Here is an 18,829-nt window from a genome sequence, read left to right on the forward strand (position 1 = left end):
TATTTCTAATTATTATCTAGGTGGGTTATCACCTATTTCCCCACCTGGGCCGCCTTGTGGACTGATAGTAGTCTCAGCATTTTTACAGTCGCGTTTTGCAGGCGTATCTGAGTGAGAAGGTGAAAATAAGCCCATTAAAAAAAAAGAAAATAACACTATACATGATTCAAAAATTTTAGAATTGAAATACTTTGTAGGCCTCCGCGAATCCGATCGCGGAGGTTGCTACGTTGGTATTCCAGAAGCGCTTCTGAAATTTTTGGGAAGAATTGAGTGTCCATTGCGGAAGGCAGTAACTGCTTCCCAAACCAGTCGTTACCAACCGCAACTTTCACTGTTTTAAAATCTGTTTGTACATGAGCCTCAATAGCTAGTTGAGTCTCCAACCGATTTCGAAAGCAAATGTATGGCGGTCAAAAGGCCTGATCATCATACGGTTCCGATCATTCCAATAAATCCGGTGGAATTCCGGAAAACCGTAAAAGATTCCAAAAATTCCGACTACATTTACTTATCAATTCATAGAATAATGCTCGAGGATTATAAAAAAGCGGTGATTTCTAGTTACCACCAAAAGAAGGTTAAGAGATTGCTTTCTTTAAATTTATCACATTCTACACCCGCAAGATTAAGGGAGGAATGCCTTTTGGTTTTGAATTCAAGGCCACAGGAAAAAGACAACAAGATTATTCGAGATTTTTTCAATTCAGGCAATATTTCGAATGATTATAGTAGCAGTATTGAAAGATTTGACCCTGATAAACTAAGACCTTTAGACAATTTCTTAAAGGACAGGACAGAATCCACAGAATCAAAAAACATTGAACTATTGGCTTGGCTTATCGATTTTGAACCAAGGCCATACCAGTATGGAAAAGTCTATGATCTGACAGAAGAAATACCTGATGAAATAACAAAGGATGTAAAAGAAGAACCAAAGAGAGAAATACCCAAGATACAAATACCAGAAACTTCAGCTACCTCCCCACCTACAACAAGAAAACGAGTACCACTAACCCAATACGGAATTGATGTTATAATTTTATTTATAACCCTTATCGGTGGAATCGGCTTATCTATGCGTAACGCTAATATTGAAAAAAATACCGCAGCCTACATCTGTACAAGTAAGGTTGCAAAAAGATATCATTTAAATGCTAAATGTCGCGGTTTGAACAACTGTAAGAGTCAAGTCATTCCAACGACCATAGCTATAGCAAAGGAGCGCGAAAAAACTTTATGTGAAATTGAACGGTAACTTAATGCTACCCCATCAAAAAGGGAATTAAGTCATTTAAACCAAACCTAAATTAGATCATGAAATATAAAAAATAATGGAGAAAAATATTAAAATAGGACTGTCGGTATTTTTACTACTTTGTTTATTAAAAATGCCATATGGATACTATCAGTTTGTAAGGTTGGTGGCATTAATTGGATTTGCATACTTAGCTTATCAAGCAAATTTACAAGGGTTTAAATACGAAACAATCATTTTCACTATCCTGGCTATTTTATTCCAGCCCTTCTTTAAGATTGCATTAGGAAGAGAAATTTGGAATATCATAGATGTGATCGTTGCTTTTGGACTTATTGTTTCATCATTCAGAAAATCTAAGGCTACCACCGATAAAGAAATCCTCTAAACAAACATCTCATGAACGAAACCATATAAATGAGTTTATTTCCATTATTCTAAATTAACCATTGTTATTATGGAATAAAATTTTAAACTTTGAGATAACCAGATAAACTAAACGCTACTCATCATGAAACTCTTTCCGAATCCTATATAAAGGACTCCAGTAATAACGCTACCACCACCAAACCATTTAAACCAAAACGTATGGACTTTAAAGATCAAATTGCTCAACTAGCAGCGCGTGTTGAAAAAATGATACCGCAGATTCAAACTGAAGAAGCTACTAAAAACGCACTCGTGATGCCTTTTATACAAATATTGGGTTATGATGTATTTAATCCTTTTGAAGTGAATCCTGAATTCGTTGCCGATATCGGAATTAAAAAAGGTGAAAAGGTTGACTATGCGATCATGAAAGATGGCGATCCTATTATCATAGTAGAGTGCAAACATCACTTAGAAAAACTTGACCCACACAATTCACAGCTGTTTAGATACTTCCATGTGTGTGCCGCTAAATTCGGACTATTAACCAATGGACTGATTTACCGTTTCTACACAGATCTGAATGATGTGAATAAAATGGATGAAAAGCCTTTCTTTGAATTCAATATCACAGAGATAAAGGATGCACAGATTGAAGAGCTTAAAAAGTTCCATAAATCCTATTTTGATGTAGAGAACATTTCAAACACTGCTTCAGATCTTAAATACACCAATGAGATTAAAGCACTGATCACTTCCGAACTCAGAAACCCTTCCCCTGTTTTCGTAAAACACTTTGCCAGCCAGGTGTACCCAGGTAAACTGACAGAAAAGATATTAACGCAATTCACTGAATTGGTAAAACGTTCTTCAAACCAGGTTTTAAATGACGCTATTACAGATCGTTTAAAGACCGCTTTAGGTAAAGAGGAAGCAAACAGCAATCAAACGGAGGGTAAGGTGACTGCGGAGCCCGTAATGGCCGAGCCTAACATTGTAACCACCGATGAAGAGATTGAAGGCTTCTTCATTGTGAAATCGATTCTTCGCGAGGTTATAGACCACAAAAGAATTACCCACAGAGATGCGCAATCATACTTCGCTATATTATTAGATGATAATAACCGCAAAACGATTTGTAGGCTCTATTTAGGCAATAAGAAGTACCTGGTAATTCTTGATGAAAATAAGAAAGAGGTTAAGCACGAAATTACAGAGGTTGATGAGATTTACGGCCATGCAGATAAGTTAACTGGTGCTGTAAATCGGTTAGTTAATTAATATTTATAATATTATTTACAAATGGTATGTCAACAGATAATTAAAAAACATAGTCTATATTTCTTATACAACTAATTACAGCTGCATTGGAGAACCTTTATGGCTGATTTAAAAAAGTTAACAGATATTTTAGAAAAACGATTAGTAACATAAAAATGAAAAAAATGACATACATAATTATTGGGACTTTAATTATCGGTGGAATTATTTATTTGTTTGCAAATTCAAAAAAGACAAACAAAAATTCTCTACCTAAAAGTACTTTATCCAAAGAAATCAAAGCAGAAACTAACTTTGAAAGTTCCCAAAATGACAGTTTGACTTATTCAGAAAAACTAATTAAAACCAAAGAGCTTTATCCATTTGCAAAATGGAGAAAAAATTTTTTCGAGTATGAAATGAAACAGTACACCGAGAAAAATTGCAATGAAGCTAAAAGTATATTTGATAATTTAATTTCAAAACTTATTTCACTTGATAAAAATGGAAGCAGAACTGAAAAAGAAAAGTGTTTTGAAATTGCAGTAAAATCACTTAATAAGTTAAATGAAAAGGACCAAGGTATAATTGAAACAGGTGAGAGAGAAGATTTATGTGAACTTATAGACCAAATAACAATTGCTTCGGGTTTAAATCCAAAAGACTATGCCGAAGGTGAAGGAATTTCGGACTTATGGAGAGAATGGTAATAAAAAATCCTATGAAAACTATAAAAGCAGATTTGCTTTAATCAACAGGAGTGTTAATCATTCACGCAATCAAGAATGTAACAGGTTCCTGATTGCGTGCATATCCGGGACATCATCTCTAAGGCTATACTATTGAGTGGATACCTTTTGCGTTTGGAGAGATCATTCCTCAAGAAAACGGCTATCCAAGACTAGCCAGGATTCTTGTTGAAAAACCATCACTCCGAAATCAAGGGTTGGGAAGATACTTTATTAAATTACTATTGAGGGAGTCTAAGCTACTCTATAATACAGATAGCGTGGAGCTTTTCACATGGGAAAAGAATCATTCGGCAATTAGGTGCTACGAGGCGGTTGGTTTCAAATTCTTACCTGAGTTACATAAAACAATGCTTCACGAAGGCGTAAGCTATAATATCCATAAGATGGCCTATACTGATCAGATAGAAAATTCAAAAGATTGACCCTTAAATTTGTTGTTTACATCACATGATTTTAAAAGCTGCCATATTGAATATTATAGAGGGAAAGCAATTAAATTTCGAAAATGCTAGCTTGAAATAACAGGGGTGAAAATACCATTATCATCTTTTATCTGAATATCATTAAGATATATAATTTCTTCGAAGATTTTTTTTGTTTTTGGTTTCATAGATTCAACTACTAATTCTACAATTCCATCAATATATCCTTTTGCTTTATGCACATGGTCGTACTCAAGTTGATTGATATTAGATGGGATATCTAAATTATCTTCATTTTCAATGATAAACGTATACCCATCTTCCTCTATTGAATACCTTTCAAGAGATTTAATAAGATTAGCATGAACATAATCATTTCTTAAACTAACCAATCGTAAATAATTTTTGAACCTTTCATCTGATTGATCAATAGTCTTTGTTTTGAAACCATTACAATAAACGGGCATCATTGTTAGCTTAACATCAATTTGTTCTCTGCTAATTTTTTCTTTTATTCTACCTGCTCTAAGTTCTGCTTTCAAATATAGTTCATATATAATATTCATAAATCCTTCAAAAGAAGACAAGAACATTAAAAAAGCCGAACGAAGTAAATCGTTCCTTTTATCCCAAAGCTTATCAGTATCAAAAAACATACCATTATCAATACTTTTCGACAAGGAAAGTAAGCTTTCACCAGTCTGGTAATAAGTTACAAATGCATTTTCCAATATTTTAAATTTAGCATTTGCAATTTTTATTTTTAGCTTCTTTTGATTATGTTCAGAAAATTTTAACAGCAGCGCATTTATTTGTTTTCCTAACATTTTAGACTCATCAACGGACTCATGATGATAAACTGAAATGCATATAGTTTCCCCATTCCAAGCATAAATCTTTATATAAAAATCTTTATATTGAAAAATCCAACCCCATTGTCTTTTATTATCTTGAAAATAATCCAAATTGGAATCACCAAAAATATTTTTAAATACTAAATACACCAAATATGGGGTTGCTTTAGATGTCATAAAGCAGCTGAAATCTTCAAATTCAACATATTTTCCTTTATTTTCATTAAAAGGTTCAAGATCTTTCAAACTATTCATAGTCTGAATATGGTATCTTAGATTTTATGTCCTCTGTGTTTAAGTCGATTTGTTTTCTACAATAATTCGCTTGGGTTATTAAATTCATTTTTTCCGCAGCGTCTGCAAGTCCAAGCCAAAAGTCTTCTGCAAAATAATGTTCTGTTTCGTCTGCGAGTTCGATTAAGCTGTCAAGTGAAAGTTCCCATTCTCTATTCTCTAAAAATTCAACGCTATCAATAAATTGTTTATGTGTCTTATAAAATTCAGGCATACAATCAACCACACGTCTTATTGTCTGCTCAGGTGAGGAGTTCGTTTTCTGTTGTAGTTTTAAGTAGTCGAATAGTTTCACTGTCGTTTCTTTAGAGTTGCCACTAACAATTGTTATTACGAATAAAAAAATACAAAAGTTTCGCTAATCCAACACATAAAAAGCATTAAAATAGAGATGCGTAAATTCATAGCATAAAAATAAGCGTATTGATGGAAAATAGCGTAAAAAAACAGGATTATTTTGCAGTTTGGTGTATACCAACTACTGCTCTGTTACTGGTCAGATACTGGTCAGCTACTGCTCTACTACTGCTTTTGCAGTAAAAACCAGTGTTAAAGCAGTCGTAGAGCAGTTTCAGTCATACATCTGTTACAATCCAATATCAAACATGATTAACTCTCCTACTCATTCCCCCGCACCGATTTGATTGCACAAAAGACATTAATCAAGCCTATAGAAAAACATTTAAATGAGTTTATTCCCATTATTCCAAATTAACCATTGTTATTATGGAATAAAATTTTAAACTTTGAGATAACCAGATAAACTAAACGCTACTCAATCATGAAATACCTTCTCAAGTCAATACTGCTTTACAATCTTTTATCATCAATCTTCTTCCTGCACTTTTTGCGGTTGTGATTGAAGCATAACTCTGCTATAGCAACCAGACCATCATATATTCTCGTATAACGAGCTATATAGCAGCAAAAAATATAGATTTAGAAAAACCACCACCAAACCATTTAAACCAAACCGTATGGACTTTAAGGATCAAATTGCTCAACTAGCAGCGCGTGTTGAAAAAATGATACCGCAGATTCAAACCGAGGAAGCTACCAAAAATGCACTCGTAATGCCTTTTATACAAATATTGGGTTACGATGTATTTAATCCATTTGAAGTGAATCCTGAATTCGTTGCCGATATCGGAATTAAAAAAGGTGAAAAGGTTGACTATGCGATCATGAAAGATGGCGATCCAATTATCATAGTAGAGTGCAAACATCACTTAGAAAAGCTTGACCCACACAATTCACAGCTATTTAGATACTTCCATGTATGTGCCGCTAAATTCGGACTATTAACCAATGGACTGATTTACCGTTTTTATACTGATCTGAATGATGTAAATAAAATGGACGAAAAGCCTTTCTTTGAATTCAATATCACAGAGATAAAAGATGCACAAATTGAAGAGCTTAAAAAGTTCCATAAATCCTATTTTGATGTAGAGAACATATCAAACACCGCCTCAGATCTTAAATATACCAATGAGATAAAAGCACTGATCACTTCCGAACTCAGAAACCCCTCCCCAGTTTTCGTAAAACACTTCGCCAGTCAGGTATACCCAGGTAAACTAACAGAAAAGATATTGACGCAATTCACTGAATTGGTAAAACGTTCTTCAAATCAGGTTTTAAATGACGCTATTACAGATCGTTTAAAGACAGCTTTAGGTAAAGAGGAAGCAAACAGCAATCAAACAGAAGGTAAGGTCACTGCAGAGCCGGTAATGGCCGAACCTAACATCGTAACCACAGATGAAGAGATCGAAGGCTTCTTTATTGTAAAATCAATTCTTCGGGAAATTATCGACCATAAGAGAATTACCCATAGGGATGCACAATCATACTTTGCCATTTTATTAGATGACAATAATCGTAAAACGATTTGTAGGCTTTATCTAGGCAATAAGAAGTACCTGGTAATTCTTGATGAAAATAAGAAAGAGATTAAGCATGAGATAATGGAGATTGATGAGATTTACGGCCATGCAGATAAGTTAACCAGTGCGGTAAATCGGTTAGTTAATTAATATTAATAAACAATAGCAATAATAGACGATTTTATAAAATTAAAAAATGATTTAAAAAATTAAAAACCGCTTGCTAACAATTATACAGAAAATAGAATGTTTTATGCTCCAATTAAAAAACGAATAGCAAAAAAATTAAACTCCCAAATAAATGAGAATAAAACAAATACACCTCAAAGACTTTAAAAGGTTTACCGATTTACAAATTACCAATTTGCCTAACACAGCAAAACTTATTGTGTTAGTAGGGCCAAATGGAAGTGGAAAAACATCCTTATTTGAAGCATTTAATCACTTTTATAAATTAAGTGGTTATAATTCAATTGGCATGGAAGACTATTGTTCAAAAAAAGACTCACCATTAAGTGGACAAGGTTGGCACATAGACAAAGTAGGAATAGATTTTCACGAAACTTTTGATAAAGCTCATATAAAAGATAAATTCTATTTCAGAACAGCATATAGGAACGAACATGACTTTACAGTTAATAATCTAAAAGCTCAAAAGATACCAACAGAAAGCTTTAAATTTGACACATTAAATGGTAATGATTTGACAGTTTCTGAAAACTATCAAAGATTAATATCACAAACACTCGCAGGTGTTTTTAATTCAACAAATAACAGCAAAACAGTTGAACAATATCGAGAAGAATTAATTGGAGAAATCAAACAATCTTTAAATAATGTTTTTGATGATTTAACATTAAGCTCAATTGGCGACCCACTCTCAAATGGCAGTTTTTACTTCAATAAAGGTAATTCAAAAGACTTTCATTATAAAAACTTATCCGCAGGAGAAAAATCTGCCTTTGATTTACTTTTAGATTTAATCATAAAGTCAAAATACTATACAAATACTATCTTTTGTATTGATGAGCCAGAAGCTCATATGCACACCAGACTTCAATCAAAACTTTTAGCTGAACTTTATAGATTAATTCCAGACCACTCACAACTTTGGATTTCTACACACTCTATTGGAATGCTGAAACAAGCCGAAGAATTGGAATTGGCAATACCAAACAGTGTAACATTTTTAGATTTCGACAACAGAGACTTTGATTCACAAGAAGTAATAACACCAACTAAGATTTCAAAATCAATTTGGAACAGATTTTTTGAACTCGCACTTTCTGACTTTTCTAAATTAATTTCGCCAAGGCAAATTGTCTTCTGTGAAGGAACTCAACAAGGCAGAAAATGCCAAAATTTTGATGCACAGATCTATGGAAAAATCTTTGAACAAAAATATCATGATACTTCATTTATTTCACTTGGTTCATGTAGCGAAATTGAAGATTTAGAAAATCAATCAGTTAAATTACTTTCCAGTATTCTAAAAGCATCTACTATTATTAAATTTGTTGATAGAGATGATAAAAGTGACACCGAAGTATCAGAACTACTTGCGAAAAACATTAAAACACTAGAAAAAAGACATATAGAAAATTATCTGTTAGACAATGAAATAATTGAAAAATTATGTATTAAACATAAACAAGAGGAGAAAATTGAACTTTGTTTAAAAGCTAAACAAGATGCAATTAACGATAGTATTAGTCGAAATAATCCAAAAGACGATGTTAAATCAGCAAGCGGAAAAATTTATACTGAACTGAAACAAATATTGAATTTGACACAATGTGGCAATAACACAGTATCATTTTTAAGAGATACTATGGCACCACTTATAACAGAAGAAACAAATATTTTTAAAGAACTTGAAAAACAAATATTCACTCCTGTTAGCGCGAACGATTAAATGTATGATAATTCTCTAGACAAGTGAATTAACGAAAGATTGATTAAATAATGGAGGTTTAATGATGGATGAAGAACTGAAAAAACACAAAATTTTGGTAAAAAAAGTTTATGAGAAAAGCCAGGAGACATTTAAAAAGCAATTATCTTTTTTAAGTGCTTGCGCTTTGGATTTTTCAATATTTTTTGTAGAATAAACAAATACGGACTTCTCAAAGTCTAATCAAAACCAGGTCTAGGAGCAACTAGTCATAATCCTACACCATCCTAAAAAATAGTTTTAAATGATAAAAATTTTGGATTACTATTATGGATTTTTTTAATGATAAGAAGCTTACGAAACAAGTAGAGTATTTAGAAGATGAAAGGAAAAAGCTCTGGAACAGGATTTCTGAACTTGAGAATAAAACAAAATTATTAGATAAAGATATACAAAGAAAAACTTCAGATTTTGAAAAAGATGCAGCCCAGAGTTCTAGAAAAGCATCTGAATACAAAAATAAAATAGATGAAAAGTTGGCTGAAGCAATTAAATTAGTTTCCACTATAAACGACAAAGTTTCGAAAGTCGATACAGAAGCAATACACATTGAGAATAAAAAATTAGAAATAGATGAGATTATTACGAGAGCTGACCAAACAGAGGACGAATTAATTTCAAGTGCCAAAAAGCTAGAACAAAGGGTTCTTCAATTTGACCAATTCTTGTTAAAGTACCCCGACCTGGAAGCTGAAATAGTTGATATTGACGCTAATCTAAGTAAGATTGAAGATAATGTTAGTAAGTCGACTGTTACAATTAATGCTCTTAACAAAAGAAAACAAGAAATAGATGCGTTTTATCGAGAAATATTCGGTTACAATGATACAGATGCAACAACTGGGGAAGTAACAAAAATTGAAGGTACTAAAGATGAATTGGATAAAGTTTATCAAGAATTATCTGAGCAAGGATTATTGATAAAAGAAAATGTTGAAGAAATAGATAACAATTATAAAAAGAAGTTTATTGACTTTGAAAAGGAACACAAGGACAAATATTCATCTATTACATCTGAAATTGAAGCCTTACTACCTAATGCCCTTACAGCAGGATTAAGTGCAGCGTTTTCAAAAAAGAAAGAAGATGAGGAAAATTCTGCAAAAAAACTACAGACTAGATTCTCATTAGGGATTTATTTACTCATAATAGTGAGTTTAATCCCTTTTCTAGTTAGTGCTGCTTACATTTATAAAGACATTAATTTAGAGGAAGCTATTAACCGGTTGCCGAGATTAGTTCTAGCAATTATCCCGATATATATACCAATTTTATGGTTTACGTATTCAGCGAATAAAAAATTAAATTTATCAAAAAGATTAATCGAAGAATACGCTCATAAAGAAGTATTGAGTAAAACCTATGAGGGACTATCAAAACAAATTAAAGGACTGACAGATCCAGTCCAATCAGATGAACTTAAGTTCCGACTGTTAACAAACTTTTTGCAAGTATCATCTGAAAACCCGGGAAAGTTGATTTCAAATTATGAAACATCTGATCACCCCGTGATGGAAGCATTAGAACAAAGCTATAAATTCCAGATTGCCATAGATCGACTAGAAGCCATTCCTGGGTTAGGAAAAGTAGCAGCTATTTTGGAAAGCAAAGCGAAAAAAAAGTTGGCTATGAAGAAAGAAGTCATCGATAGAGTTCTACCCAATGATGACCAAGAAGAAAGTGAAGAAGAAGAAGAAGTATAAATTTGCCCTCACAATTAAATTGATACATAAGTTAAATTACCGCTATGATTCTGAAACACACAGATATTGAAATCCCCGCTGAAGAGCCATTTAAAAATTGTAAACTAAATCGAAAAGGTTACGCTGTGGCTCTTACTTCGATTGTCGACTCTTATGCGGACGGTTTTGTCCTCTCTTTAAATAACCCCTGGGGAACTGGCAAGAGCACATTTATAAAAATGTGGAAAACGCATTTGGAAAATAGCCAATACACTACATTATATTTCAACGCCTGGGAAAATGATTTCGATGCCGATCCAATGGTTGCACTGATGTCCGAATTAGGGAGTTTGACCGACCAAAAAACAGATGAGACATTCAATTCTCTGATTAGAAAAGCAGCAGTCATTAGTCATAGTGTAATTCCAGGGCTTCTAAAAGCAATAGCGGCAAAGTATGTCGACACTGAAGTACTTGGTAATTTATTGACAGATGCCGGTAAGGGGGCTAGTGATCTTTTAAGAGACGAGATTATTGATTATACCAAAAAAAAGAATGGGCTTGTTGATTTCAAAGCAGAACTCGAAAAATATATAAAAGAGCATACAAATGGAAAACCTCTTGTTCTGTTTATAGATGAATTGGATCGATGCAGACCTAGTTATGCAGTCGAGCTGCTTGAGCAGGTGAAACATTTTTTTAGTGTATCGGGAATTGTATTCGTGCTTTCTATCGACAAAGCTCAATTAGGAAATGCAATCCGGGGATTTTATGGGAGTGAACAAATCAATAGCACTGAGTATTTAAGACGATTTATCGACTTGGAATTTATTTTACCTGAACCACCAGCAAATGTCTTCGTAGAATATCTTTATAACTATTTCAGTTTCGATGAATACTTCCGTCATGTAGATAGAAATAATAATGAACTCTCCCACGACAAAGAAGAGTTCATTAAATATTCTAATGTTCTATTCACTTTTAACAGTTTGACCTTACGCCAACAGGAAAAAATGTTCTCACATGCACGTGTAGCATTGAGAACATTTGGAACTAGAAACTATATATTCCCAAGTGTTTTTATCTTTCTAATTTTTTTAAAAGATTTTCACTCTGAGTTATACAAGAAACTTGTTTTAAGAAAGGTAACACCTCAAATAATTCTGGACGATCTATCAAAGGTAATTCCAACTAATATTTTTAAAGACAATCAGCACATATATATCATTGTAGAAGCCATCTTAATAAAGCTATATTATAACTATTATAGCGAAATCAACTACGAGGCTAAAATTTATGAAAAGGACGAAGCACGAAATACAAAGCTACTAATTAAGCCTTATACTGACAGTAGCGAAGGTTTTAAAAACTTCATCAATATCATTGATCATTTTAATTCCAGAAATGGCGGTGATGTGAAGCTCAGTCACCTTTTAAATAAAATCAACTTATTGGATAATTTTCAAAACCTATAATATTTTGAGGTTGAGAAGGAATGTGTTAGTTGGATTTAATTAAGAGCACGCTTTTAGTGTGCTGAAAATAGATGAAGATAGCTATAATCACACCCCAAAAGGTACCGATGAATTTTGACCTCTAGTGTAACGCCCAATGTTCTTAAATAATAATTAGCTTTCAAGTGGATATTTTATCCTATTAAACAATCCACTTGAAATTGCTAAATTGTTGATTATAATCAATAAACATGTCTAACGAAAACAATAAATCTTCGCTACGGGCACAAATGCCAACCCAGGGTTGGAAGCAATTCCTGACCGCCAGAACTAGAATGCTTACCGCCTATGACATCGCAAAAGATCAGGAAAGCAATAGGCAGGTGAAGACCAGGCATGGTCTTGTCGCAGAAGCCGAATTTAGAAAGTGGTTGAGCGAATTCTTGCCCAAGCGATATGGCGTTACCTCCGGCTTTATCATTTCGCCTGGCATTTCAAGTTCCGAGTATATGGTACATTACGATGTGATCATATATGACCAGTTGGAATCCCCTGTTCTATGGGTTGAGGACAATCCCGATTCTTCGCATCAGGGAAAGTCCCTTGCTATCCCGGTGGAATATGTCTGCGCAGTAATCGAAGTAAAATCCTCATTTAATAGAAAGTCCGCTAAGCAAGCAGTCGAACAGCTGTCACAGCTAAAGCCATTACTGGCGCGAGTAGATCCTCCAAATAGTCGAAGCAAGCTATATCTGCCTGCTAATTTTTTCTGTGCAACGGTATTTTTTGAGCTCCGAAAAGAAAATGAAAAGGATTTTGTGGCATTGGATGAACTGGTTGAAGCTACAATGATCAGGAGATTCTTCGGTGGAATGATACTCCGCGCAGAAACGGAATACAAGAGAGGTGCAGGAAAAATATTTTTTAGAAATGAAAATGTTGACAACGGGCCAAATAATGGTACACGTTTATCCTTCTGGACCTCCTCAAAGTGTCTAAAATATACAGATGATTGCTATTTCAGCCTATTATTGAACTATTCGGAAACCTATTTTTCCGAATTTGCATTTGACATTATAGCCTTATTGAAAGGCACGTACCAACCACATGTATTATCAAGTCTACATTGCATGGGGTCTACAAGCTGGGAAAACGGAAGCTGCGTAGAAACGCGCGACTCTGATCCCGAAGCCGTTAAAAGATATAGGGAGGAAACTGCTTCAATATTGAAAGCCCAAGGTTTTGTAGGTTTTGAACCTTCAGATCTGTAGCTATACCATGAGGAAAGATGTTTTGCAGAGCATCTTCCAATTCGTAAGGATTTCTAGTGTTAAAATTATCATTCGATTCAAACTAGACAAAACTTCATGAAACTGTTCTGCTGATGGATGTTATATTTGAGGTCAAAAATTAATGCAATGAACAATTCAATTTTATATATTATCGGTAACGGCTTTGACCTTTATCATGGAATACCTTCTTCCTATTGGCATTTTAGAAATTATGTAGAGCAGAAGAATACAGAATTGTTTGATGCCTTGGAAAGATATTTTAATCCAGATCAGCTATGGTCAGATTTCGAGGCTACTTTAGCAGAGCTCGATACAGACTATATCTTGGATGAAGCTGCAAATTATTTGGAGTCTTATGGCACTGAAAACTGGAGTGATGCCTTCCATCATGACTATCAATATGAGATTGGGGAACGAATTAAGTTGGTAACTACTGAATTAAAGGCAATATTTACTGAATGGATATTGAGCTTAGAGATCCCATCTTATCGAGACGACATGCTGAAAATTAATCGGGAGGCTATATTTATGAACTTTAACTATACACCAACTCTCACAAGGCTGTATAAGGTCCATAAGGCTAATATTACTTATATTCATAATGAGGCTGAAAGTGAAGATTCTGTGCTTCTTTTAGGTCACTGTATTAATCCTGATCCTCTTCCCCAAAGGGGCACAGAAGATGAAGACGTTCGCATTACCGAAGGTCAACAAATTATCGACCAATATTTTCTGGATAGCTACAAACAGGTAGGCAATATCATCACAGAAAAGCAGAAATTCTTTGAAGAACTTGCGAAGATTGAAGAAATAAATGTATTTGGTCATTCTATGGCAGATGTTGATCTACCTTATTTTGAAGAAATCATCAAGCACCTTAATGTATCGAAAGTGAAATGGCACGTGAGCTATTTTAAGCCAGAAGAATATGAACAAAGATTGCACACTCTAATCAGTTTGGGCATTCCTGAAGGAAACATTATTGTCGAGAAGCTAGAAAACTTCGATAGTGGCCAATTGAGTTTGTTATAATTTCATTTATATGTTTGATCATGATTACTGTTCAACTTGACACCTGACAAGCCATACCACCTTGTGAAATAGAAATCATATTTTTACATCTCTTATTATTTTCAAGCCCCATATAAATGGAACCAGATCGTAAACCGAATAACTTTATAGAACTCTCATTTATTTTGCTTAAGCAGAGCTGTTATTTACTCCTATTAATATGGTTATAAATCTGAATATTAATGGCATAGATATAGGCAAAAACACATTTATATCATATAAAGAAGAACTATAGGACTCACTTTAACAGTCGCTTTGTATTCTTTTAAAAGATTTTTTATTTAGAATAGCTAACTTCAAAAATGCTTAAAAAAAGAAACGTTCTCTTATTTGGTGCTGGTGCTGTAATTGATTGGGGTGCCCCAAAAACACATGAGCTGACCAATTTAGTTAGAAATGGCGGATTTTATACAAAAGATGGAAAAACCCGGATTACCGAATTTATCTACAAAAAACTTATCGCTACTCAGTATTATGAAGAAAAAGATATAAATGTTGAAACTATCATTAATGTAATCGAAGAGCTTATCGTTTACTATGCGAGCCATGGTTTGCAGAAAAAGGTATCTGCATTGATGAAGCCTTTTTTCAGTTCTAATTTCGAAGATAAAATCATGAACTTTTCCGTAATTGGCGGTGAGGCTAAACAATTTAATAAACTGCATATACCGGGAAAGGATGATGAGTGGGCAATAATGAACCATGGGCAAGAAACTCCTCAGCAATTCTTTTTACAACAGCTACTTGCCCATTTACTCACAGATATCACAATTGAAATAGAACACTACGCTTATCATACTGCCAGCAAATCAAATGTGATAACAGAATCCAAAGAACAGATTAATGGAATTTTTCAAAAGTGGATCAATAGAATAAATGGGAATGGAATACTGAGAATGTATACCCTGAATTACGATCGGAACTTTAAAATCATATTAGAAAAATCAGAGCCTAAATTTGAGATTTTTGAAGGCTTCGATTGCGGTGATACCGTTGGATATAATGAACAATTAAAGCCACGAGCACGCCGTATCCTTGAAGACCAGCAATCACACATACACTACAACCTACATGGAAGTGTATTTTGGCGAGTTAGAGCCCTTAATCAGTACCAGCTTGAATTACCGGAATTTCACCTAGCATGCGGTGCCTACTTAGAACAGAATACAAGTGAATTTCCTACTTTTCAAAGTGAAAAAGGCAAGACAGTTTTCTTAACCAATTTTATTACCGGCTATCAGAAAACCCAAAGAGCAATATTTTCACCCTTTCGTCAGATGCAGGCTGCCTTTGACAGGGATTGCATTTTTTGCGACAAGCTTGTTATTGTAGGTTATTCATTTGGAGATGAACATATCAATTCAAGTATAAGAACAGCCTTACAGGAAAATGAAAACTTGAAAATCGAAATTATCGATCCCTCATTCAAGAAAGATAACTTCGACCTATTGGTAATGCTTAAAATATTTGCAGCTTCAGATAAAATGTATTCAGGTTTCCCACAAAATCTTTCCGAAAATGTGCATAGTTTTCTTGGTGGTCTTGTTATTGTGCATGCAAAAACCTTTAGACAATACATGCAGGATTCACTTCAATTGGCAAAATACAGGTATCATAATAACAGAACTTAAAATTAGCATCTCATGAACAAAAGTATCTAATCTTCACAACCCCAATCCTGTTGTACCTGATCCTTTGGCAAATGAAAAGGTAATCTCACTGCTATGATATCCAATTGGATATAGAAGTCTTGGTATGTTGGTGGTAGTTTATAACTGGATCAGTTATTTTGTAATGTTATTACAGGTGATGATCAACATAATTAAGATTAAAAGGAGCACAATAGAAAATTTCTTTGATACAGACTTCTTGTTAATAATATAAATCAATAATCCCAAAAAAGAGAACATAATAATCCCCGTAGACAACAAGAACGTAAAGGAATCTGAGCCATTGCCTCCGTTTTTATCTGTGATGATAGAGAGAATAGCAGCAGAAACGAAAGTGCTGATCGCACAGAAGATACCCAATATTTCAATATACTTAACATCCTTGTTTGCTAAGTCTTCGTTCAGTCCCTCAAGCTTTAATGATTCAACCGCGAGATTGTTCATCGTGTTTTTGATACTACTAAAAACCTTTATTTGATTGTGATACTCAATATATTCAAGATTATTTTGTTCTTTATCTAATGGAAGAACAACTGTTGAAGCCGTAAAAAAGTGTCTAAGCCTTGCCTTTTTTGTGAATGAATTTTGAAATATGCATTCATTAAAAGGTAATTGATAGATTAGGCTATGGTTGTACTTTGTCCAGTTAATGTTTTTTTTATAGCTCTCAATAAGTTCTTTACATTTTTCAAGGTAAATATTTATGGTTTGGATTTCTTTTAATGCGTCAACTTGCTCGAAAAGGTTGTTTAGTTTCAGGACAAGGTATTTTAACAATCTAAGATCTGGAAAGTAATTTTTGATTCCAGTCTCGATGCTCACCCGTTTTATATTTTCATAATGGTTCAGTGCTTCAGAATATTTAATATCCAGGTTTTCCAATATAAAAGAGAAAAGATTGTTGTTTGCATAATTGAGACTAACGCCTTTTGCATAATGATTGAAGTGTGTATCGGATGTTTGATAATCTACATCAAATTTCTTCACAAGAATTTCCAAAGCTGTTCTATCCTTTTTTAAGTCTTTAAGATATTTGATCCTTAAATGGCGTAGAAAATAATTATCTTCAGTATTTGGGATCGATCTATACCTCGTTAAGATCTTTTGAGCATTCTCATCAGTATCGATATAATGTTGGTAAGAATACTCCAAGAAAGATTTAAGCTCTGGAAATTCTATTTCATCTATTAATTCATCTATTGGCACAAGTTTGGACTCCTGTATAATCTTGAGGTCGCTGCCAAATCCTTTCTGTATCTGATAAAGTCTGATTAGTACTTTAAGTTTGAGGAACTTTGCTTTTTCTCGGATACTAAAGATGAATTCAAATGGTTTAAGCTTGACTTCATTATATAAAGTATTTAGTTTGTCTTCGATCGTATTAAGCTTATGCAATAATTTCTCGTTTGGGTTACAGGTAAGATCTATAAGGGAGAGGTGAATATTGATGAGTAGTATTTCATACGCCATATATGTTTTCTGGTTATCAAAATCCTCATAATTCACGCGACTGTGTTTATTAACCAGAATTTGACTCTGGCTACTAATTTCCGCACGATCGTAGTCTCTATTTATATAAATATCATTATTTACAAGGTAATGATTATTAATCTTGATAATCATCGAGGAGTAGCTGTTCAGGCAATTCTGTACAACCGTGATGAAAGTATAAAATAAACCTGAAATATCCTGATCTGTGACTTCCTGCTCAACTTGCGTTAAAAGAATGGTTAAATAGGTTTTGGCTTCCTCGATATCCTTTTCAACCTTAACTTGATCTTCGATATATTCTCCGGCAAGTATGGATTGGTTTACCAAGATGTACAATCTGTTTAACGCGATATTAGTTTCTTTCGGTCGGTGTATTGGCTGTAGGCCAGAAATCCGTGCGATGGTAGTAGTAAACTTTTCAGAAATTGTTTCTAAAAGAAGTTTTAAGGTGGAAATATGAAGCATATGAGAGCTATGTGGACATTAAAGAGAGAAAATCATGGATTCTTCCGCAATACTTTTCCAGCTAATGTCTGCCCGAATTCCTTCTACATATGAATAGTTCCAGCACCTCCATCTATGAGAAAGTTCGACTAGGTTAAAAGGGCTATAGCGAACAAGATTTTTATTCTTGTTACTTAAATCTTCAATTGAAGAGGTAATGCTGTTCAGAACACTAGAATCTAGACCACTTTCCTTTTCAATATCAGCGATAGCTAGATTGAGGTGACCAGCATCGAATGCTAACTCTAGGCTTTTAAAAGTAAGTGTAATATGCGATAGCTGGTTATTATTTACTTTTAAAAGATTATATATGTTTTCCTCTACAGGTCCATATTGATAGGCTTTGAAATGATTGAAAATCTGTTTGGCTAAAATTGCCTCATTAACAGAAGACTGACAATTAATAGCTGTTGTGAAGAATAAAAGTTTTTGGCATTTTAGAACACTTAGGTCATTTTGACTTGCATCACTTTCCTTTTTCAACCACTGCAGCGTTCTCATAAGAAAATATTCAAAATACTGAAGTGGGAGTTGTTGAGTTGTGAAAGAGGGTAGGTTGAGTAATTTTGCCATGCATGGTAAATATAATATTAATTTCAATAAGTTGTATAAA

General features: G+C 33.8%; 18 protein-coding genes. 13 read left to right on the forward strand and 5 right to left on the reverse strand.

The window, feature by feature from the left end:
• Positions 1–12 precede the first annotated feature (12 nt).
• Positions 13–135: a hypothetical protein gene (locus ABDJ41_RS08065; protein ID WP_349785404.1), complete on the reverse strand. Its 123-nt coding sequence runs from the start codon at positions 133–135 to the stop codon at positions 13–15.
• Between the two features lie 271 nt (positions 136–406).
• Here ABDJ41_RS08065 and ABDJ41_RS08070 point away from each other — a divergent pair, with 271 nt between their 5' ends.
• The 5 genes from ABDJ41_RS08070 to ABDJ41_RS22970 all read left to right on the forward strand — a co-directional run bounded on the left by ABDJ41_RS08070 (position 407) and on the right by ABDJ41_RS22970 (position 4,061).
• The gene (locus tag ABDJ41_RS08070) at positions 407–1,258 is read left to right on the forward strand and encodes a hypothetical protein (RefSeq protein WP_349785405.1); all 852 of its coding nucleotides are present in this window, start codon (positions 407–409) and stop codon (positions 1,256–1,258) included.
• Positions 1,259–1,334: 76 nt separating this feature from the next.
• Positions 1,335–1,646 carry a DUF6804 family protein gene (locus ABDJ41_RS08075; RefSeq protein WP_349785407.1) on the forward strand — a complete coding sequence of 104 codons (312 nt, stop codon included), beginning with the start codon at positions 1,335–1,337 and terminating at the stop codon, positions 1,644–1,646.
• A gap of 200 nt (positions 1,647–1,846) precedes the next feature.
• Positions 1,847–2,908 (forward strand): type I restriction endonuclease, encoded by a 1,062-nt coding sequence (locus ABDJ41_RS08080; protein WP_349785408.1) that lies wholly within the window; start codon positions 1,847–1,849, stop codon positions 2,906–2,908.
• 164 nt (positions 2,909–3,072) lie between these two features.
• Positions 3,073–3,597, forward strand: coding sequence for a hypothetical protein (locus ABDJ41_RS08085; protein WP_349785410.1), 525 nt, complete (start codon positions 3,073–3,075; stop codon positions 3,595–3,597).
• Positions 3,598–3,797: 200 nt separating this feature from the next.
• On the forward strand, positions 3,798–4,061 hold the full coding sequence (locus tag ABDJ41_RS22970; RefSeq protein WP_502930331.1) for a GNAT family N-acetyltransferase: 264 nt from the start codon (positions 3,798–3,800) through the stop codon (positions 4,059–4,061).
• Positions 4,062–4,147: 86 nt separating this feature from the next.
• On the opposite strand, the gene ABDJ41_RS08090 is transcribed toward ABDJ41_RS22970, so the two are convergent.
• Together ABDJ41_RS08090 and ABDJ41_RS08095 are read right to left on the reverse strand one after the other, a co-directional pair.
• Entirely contained in the window at positions 4,148–5,170 is a 1,023-nt protein-coding gene (locus ABDJ41_RS08090) for a hypothetical protein (protein ID WP_349785412.1), read from the reverse strand.
• Positions 5,163–5,504 carry a hypothetical protein gene (locus ABDJ41_RS08095; protein ID WP_349785413.1) on the reverse strand — a complete coding sequence of 114 codons (342 nt, stop codon included), beginning with the start codon at positions 5,502–5,504 and terminating at the stop codon, positions 5,163–5,165. Before ABDJ41_RS08095 ends, ABDJ41_RS08090 begins: the two co-directional genes overlap by 8 nt.
• 682 nt (positions 5,505–6,186) lie before the next feature.
• Between ABDJ41_RS08095 and ABDJ41_RS08100 the strand changes: the two genes are divergently transcribed.
• The 8 genes from ABDJ41_RS08100 to ABDJ41_RS08135 all read left to right on the forward strand — a co-directional run bounded on the left by ABDJ41_RS08100 (position 6,187) and on the right by ABDJ41_RS08135 (position 16,182).
• Positions 6,187–7,248 carry a type I restriction endonuclease gene (locus tag ABDJ41_RS08100; RefSeq protein WP_349785414.1) on the forward strand — a complete coding sequence of 354 codons (1,062 nt, stop codon included), beginning with the start codon at positions 6,187–6,189 and terminating at the stop codon, positions 7,246–7,248.
• A gap of 151 nt (positions 7,249–7,399) precedes the next feature.
• Positions 7,400–9,013: an AAA family ATPase gene (locus ABDJ41_RS08105; RefSeq protein WP_349785415.1), complete on the forward strand. Its 1,614-nt coding sequence runs from the start codon at positions 7,400–7,402 to the stop codon at positions 9,011–9,013.
• Positions 9,014–9,074: 61 nt separating this feature from the next.
• A complete protein-coding gene (locus ABDJ41_RS08110; protein WP_349785416.1) occupies positions 9,075–9,209 on the forward strand; it encodes a hypothetical protein in 135 nt (44 codons plus the stop codon).
• 112 nt (positions 9,210–9,321) lie between these two features.
• Entirely contained in the window at positions 9,322–10,755 is a 1,434-nt protein-coding gene (locus ABDJ41_RS08115) for a hypothetical protein (RefSeq protein ID WP_349785417.1), read from the forward strand.
• A 44-nt stretch (positions 10,756–10,799) separates the two neighbouring features.
• Complete coding sequence (locus ABDJ41_RS08120; RefSeq protein ID WP_349785418.1) at positions 10,800–12,209, forward strand: KAP family P-loop NTPase fold protein; 1,410 nt, start codon at positions 10,800–10,802, stop codon at positions 12,207–12,209.
• A 230-nt stretch (positions 12,210–12,439) separates the two neighbouring features.
• Entirely contained in the window at positions 12,440–13,459 is a 1,020-nt protein-coding gene (locus ABDJ41_RS08125) for a DUF6602 domain-containing protein (protein ID WP_349785419.1), read from the forward strand.
• Positions 13,460–13,585: 126 nt separating this feature from the next.
• Positions 13,586–14,512: a bacteriophage abortive infection AbiH family protein gene (locus ABDJ41_RS08130; protein ID WP_349785420.1), complete on the forward strand. Its 927-nt coding sequence runs from the start codon at positions 13,586–13,588 to the stop codon at positions 14,510–14,512.
• 341 nt (positions 14,513–14,853) lie between these two features.
• The gene (locus ABDJ41_RS08135; protein ID WP_349785422.1) at positions 14,854–16,182 is read left to right on the forward strand and encodes a hypothetical protein; all 1,329 of its coding nucleotides are present in this window, start codon (positions 14,854–14,856) and stop codon (positions 16,180–16,182) included.
• A gap of 153 nt (positions 16,183–16,335) precedes the next feature.
• Here the strand turns inward: ABDJ41_RS08135 and ABDJ41_RS08140 are convergent, their stop codons facing one another.
• Positions 16,336–18,177: a hypothetical protein gene (locus ABDJ41_RS08140; RefSeq protein ID WP_349785423.1), complete on the reverse strand. Its 1,842-nt coding sequence runs from the start codon at positions 18,175–18,177 to the stop codon at positions 16,336–16,338.
• A gap of 18 nt (positions 18,178–18,195) precedes the next feature.
• Positions 18,196–18,789 carry a type II toxin-antitoxin system antitoxin SocA domain-containing protein gene (locus ABDJ41_RS08145; protein WP_349785424.1) on the reverse strand — a complete coding sequence of 198 codons (594 nt, stop codon included), beginning with the start codon at positions 18,787–18,789 and terminating at the stop codon, positions 18,196–18,198.
• Between the last annotated feature and the right edge of the window lie 40 nt (positions 18,790–18,829).

The sequence above is a fragment of the Pedobacter sp. ASV1-7 genome, from assembly GCF_040203335.1.
Lineage (GTDB): Bacteria > Bacteroidota > Bacteroidia > Sphingobacteriales > Sphingobacteriaceae > Pedobacter.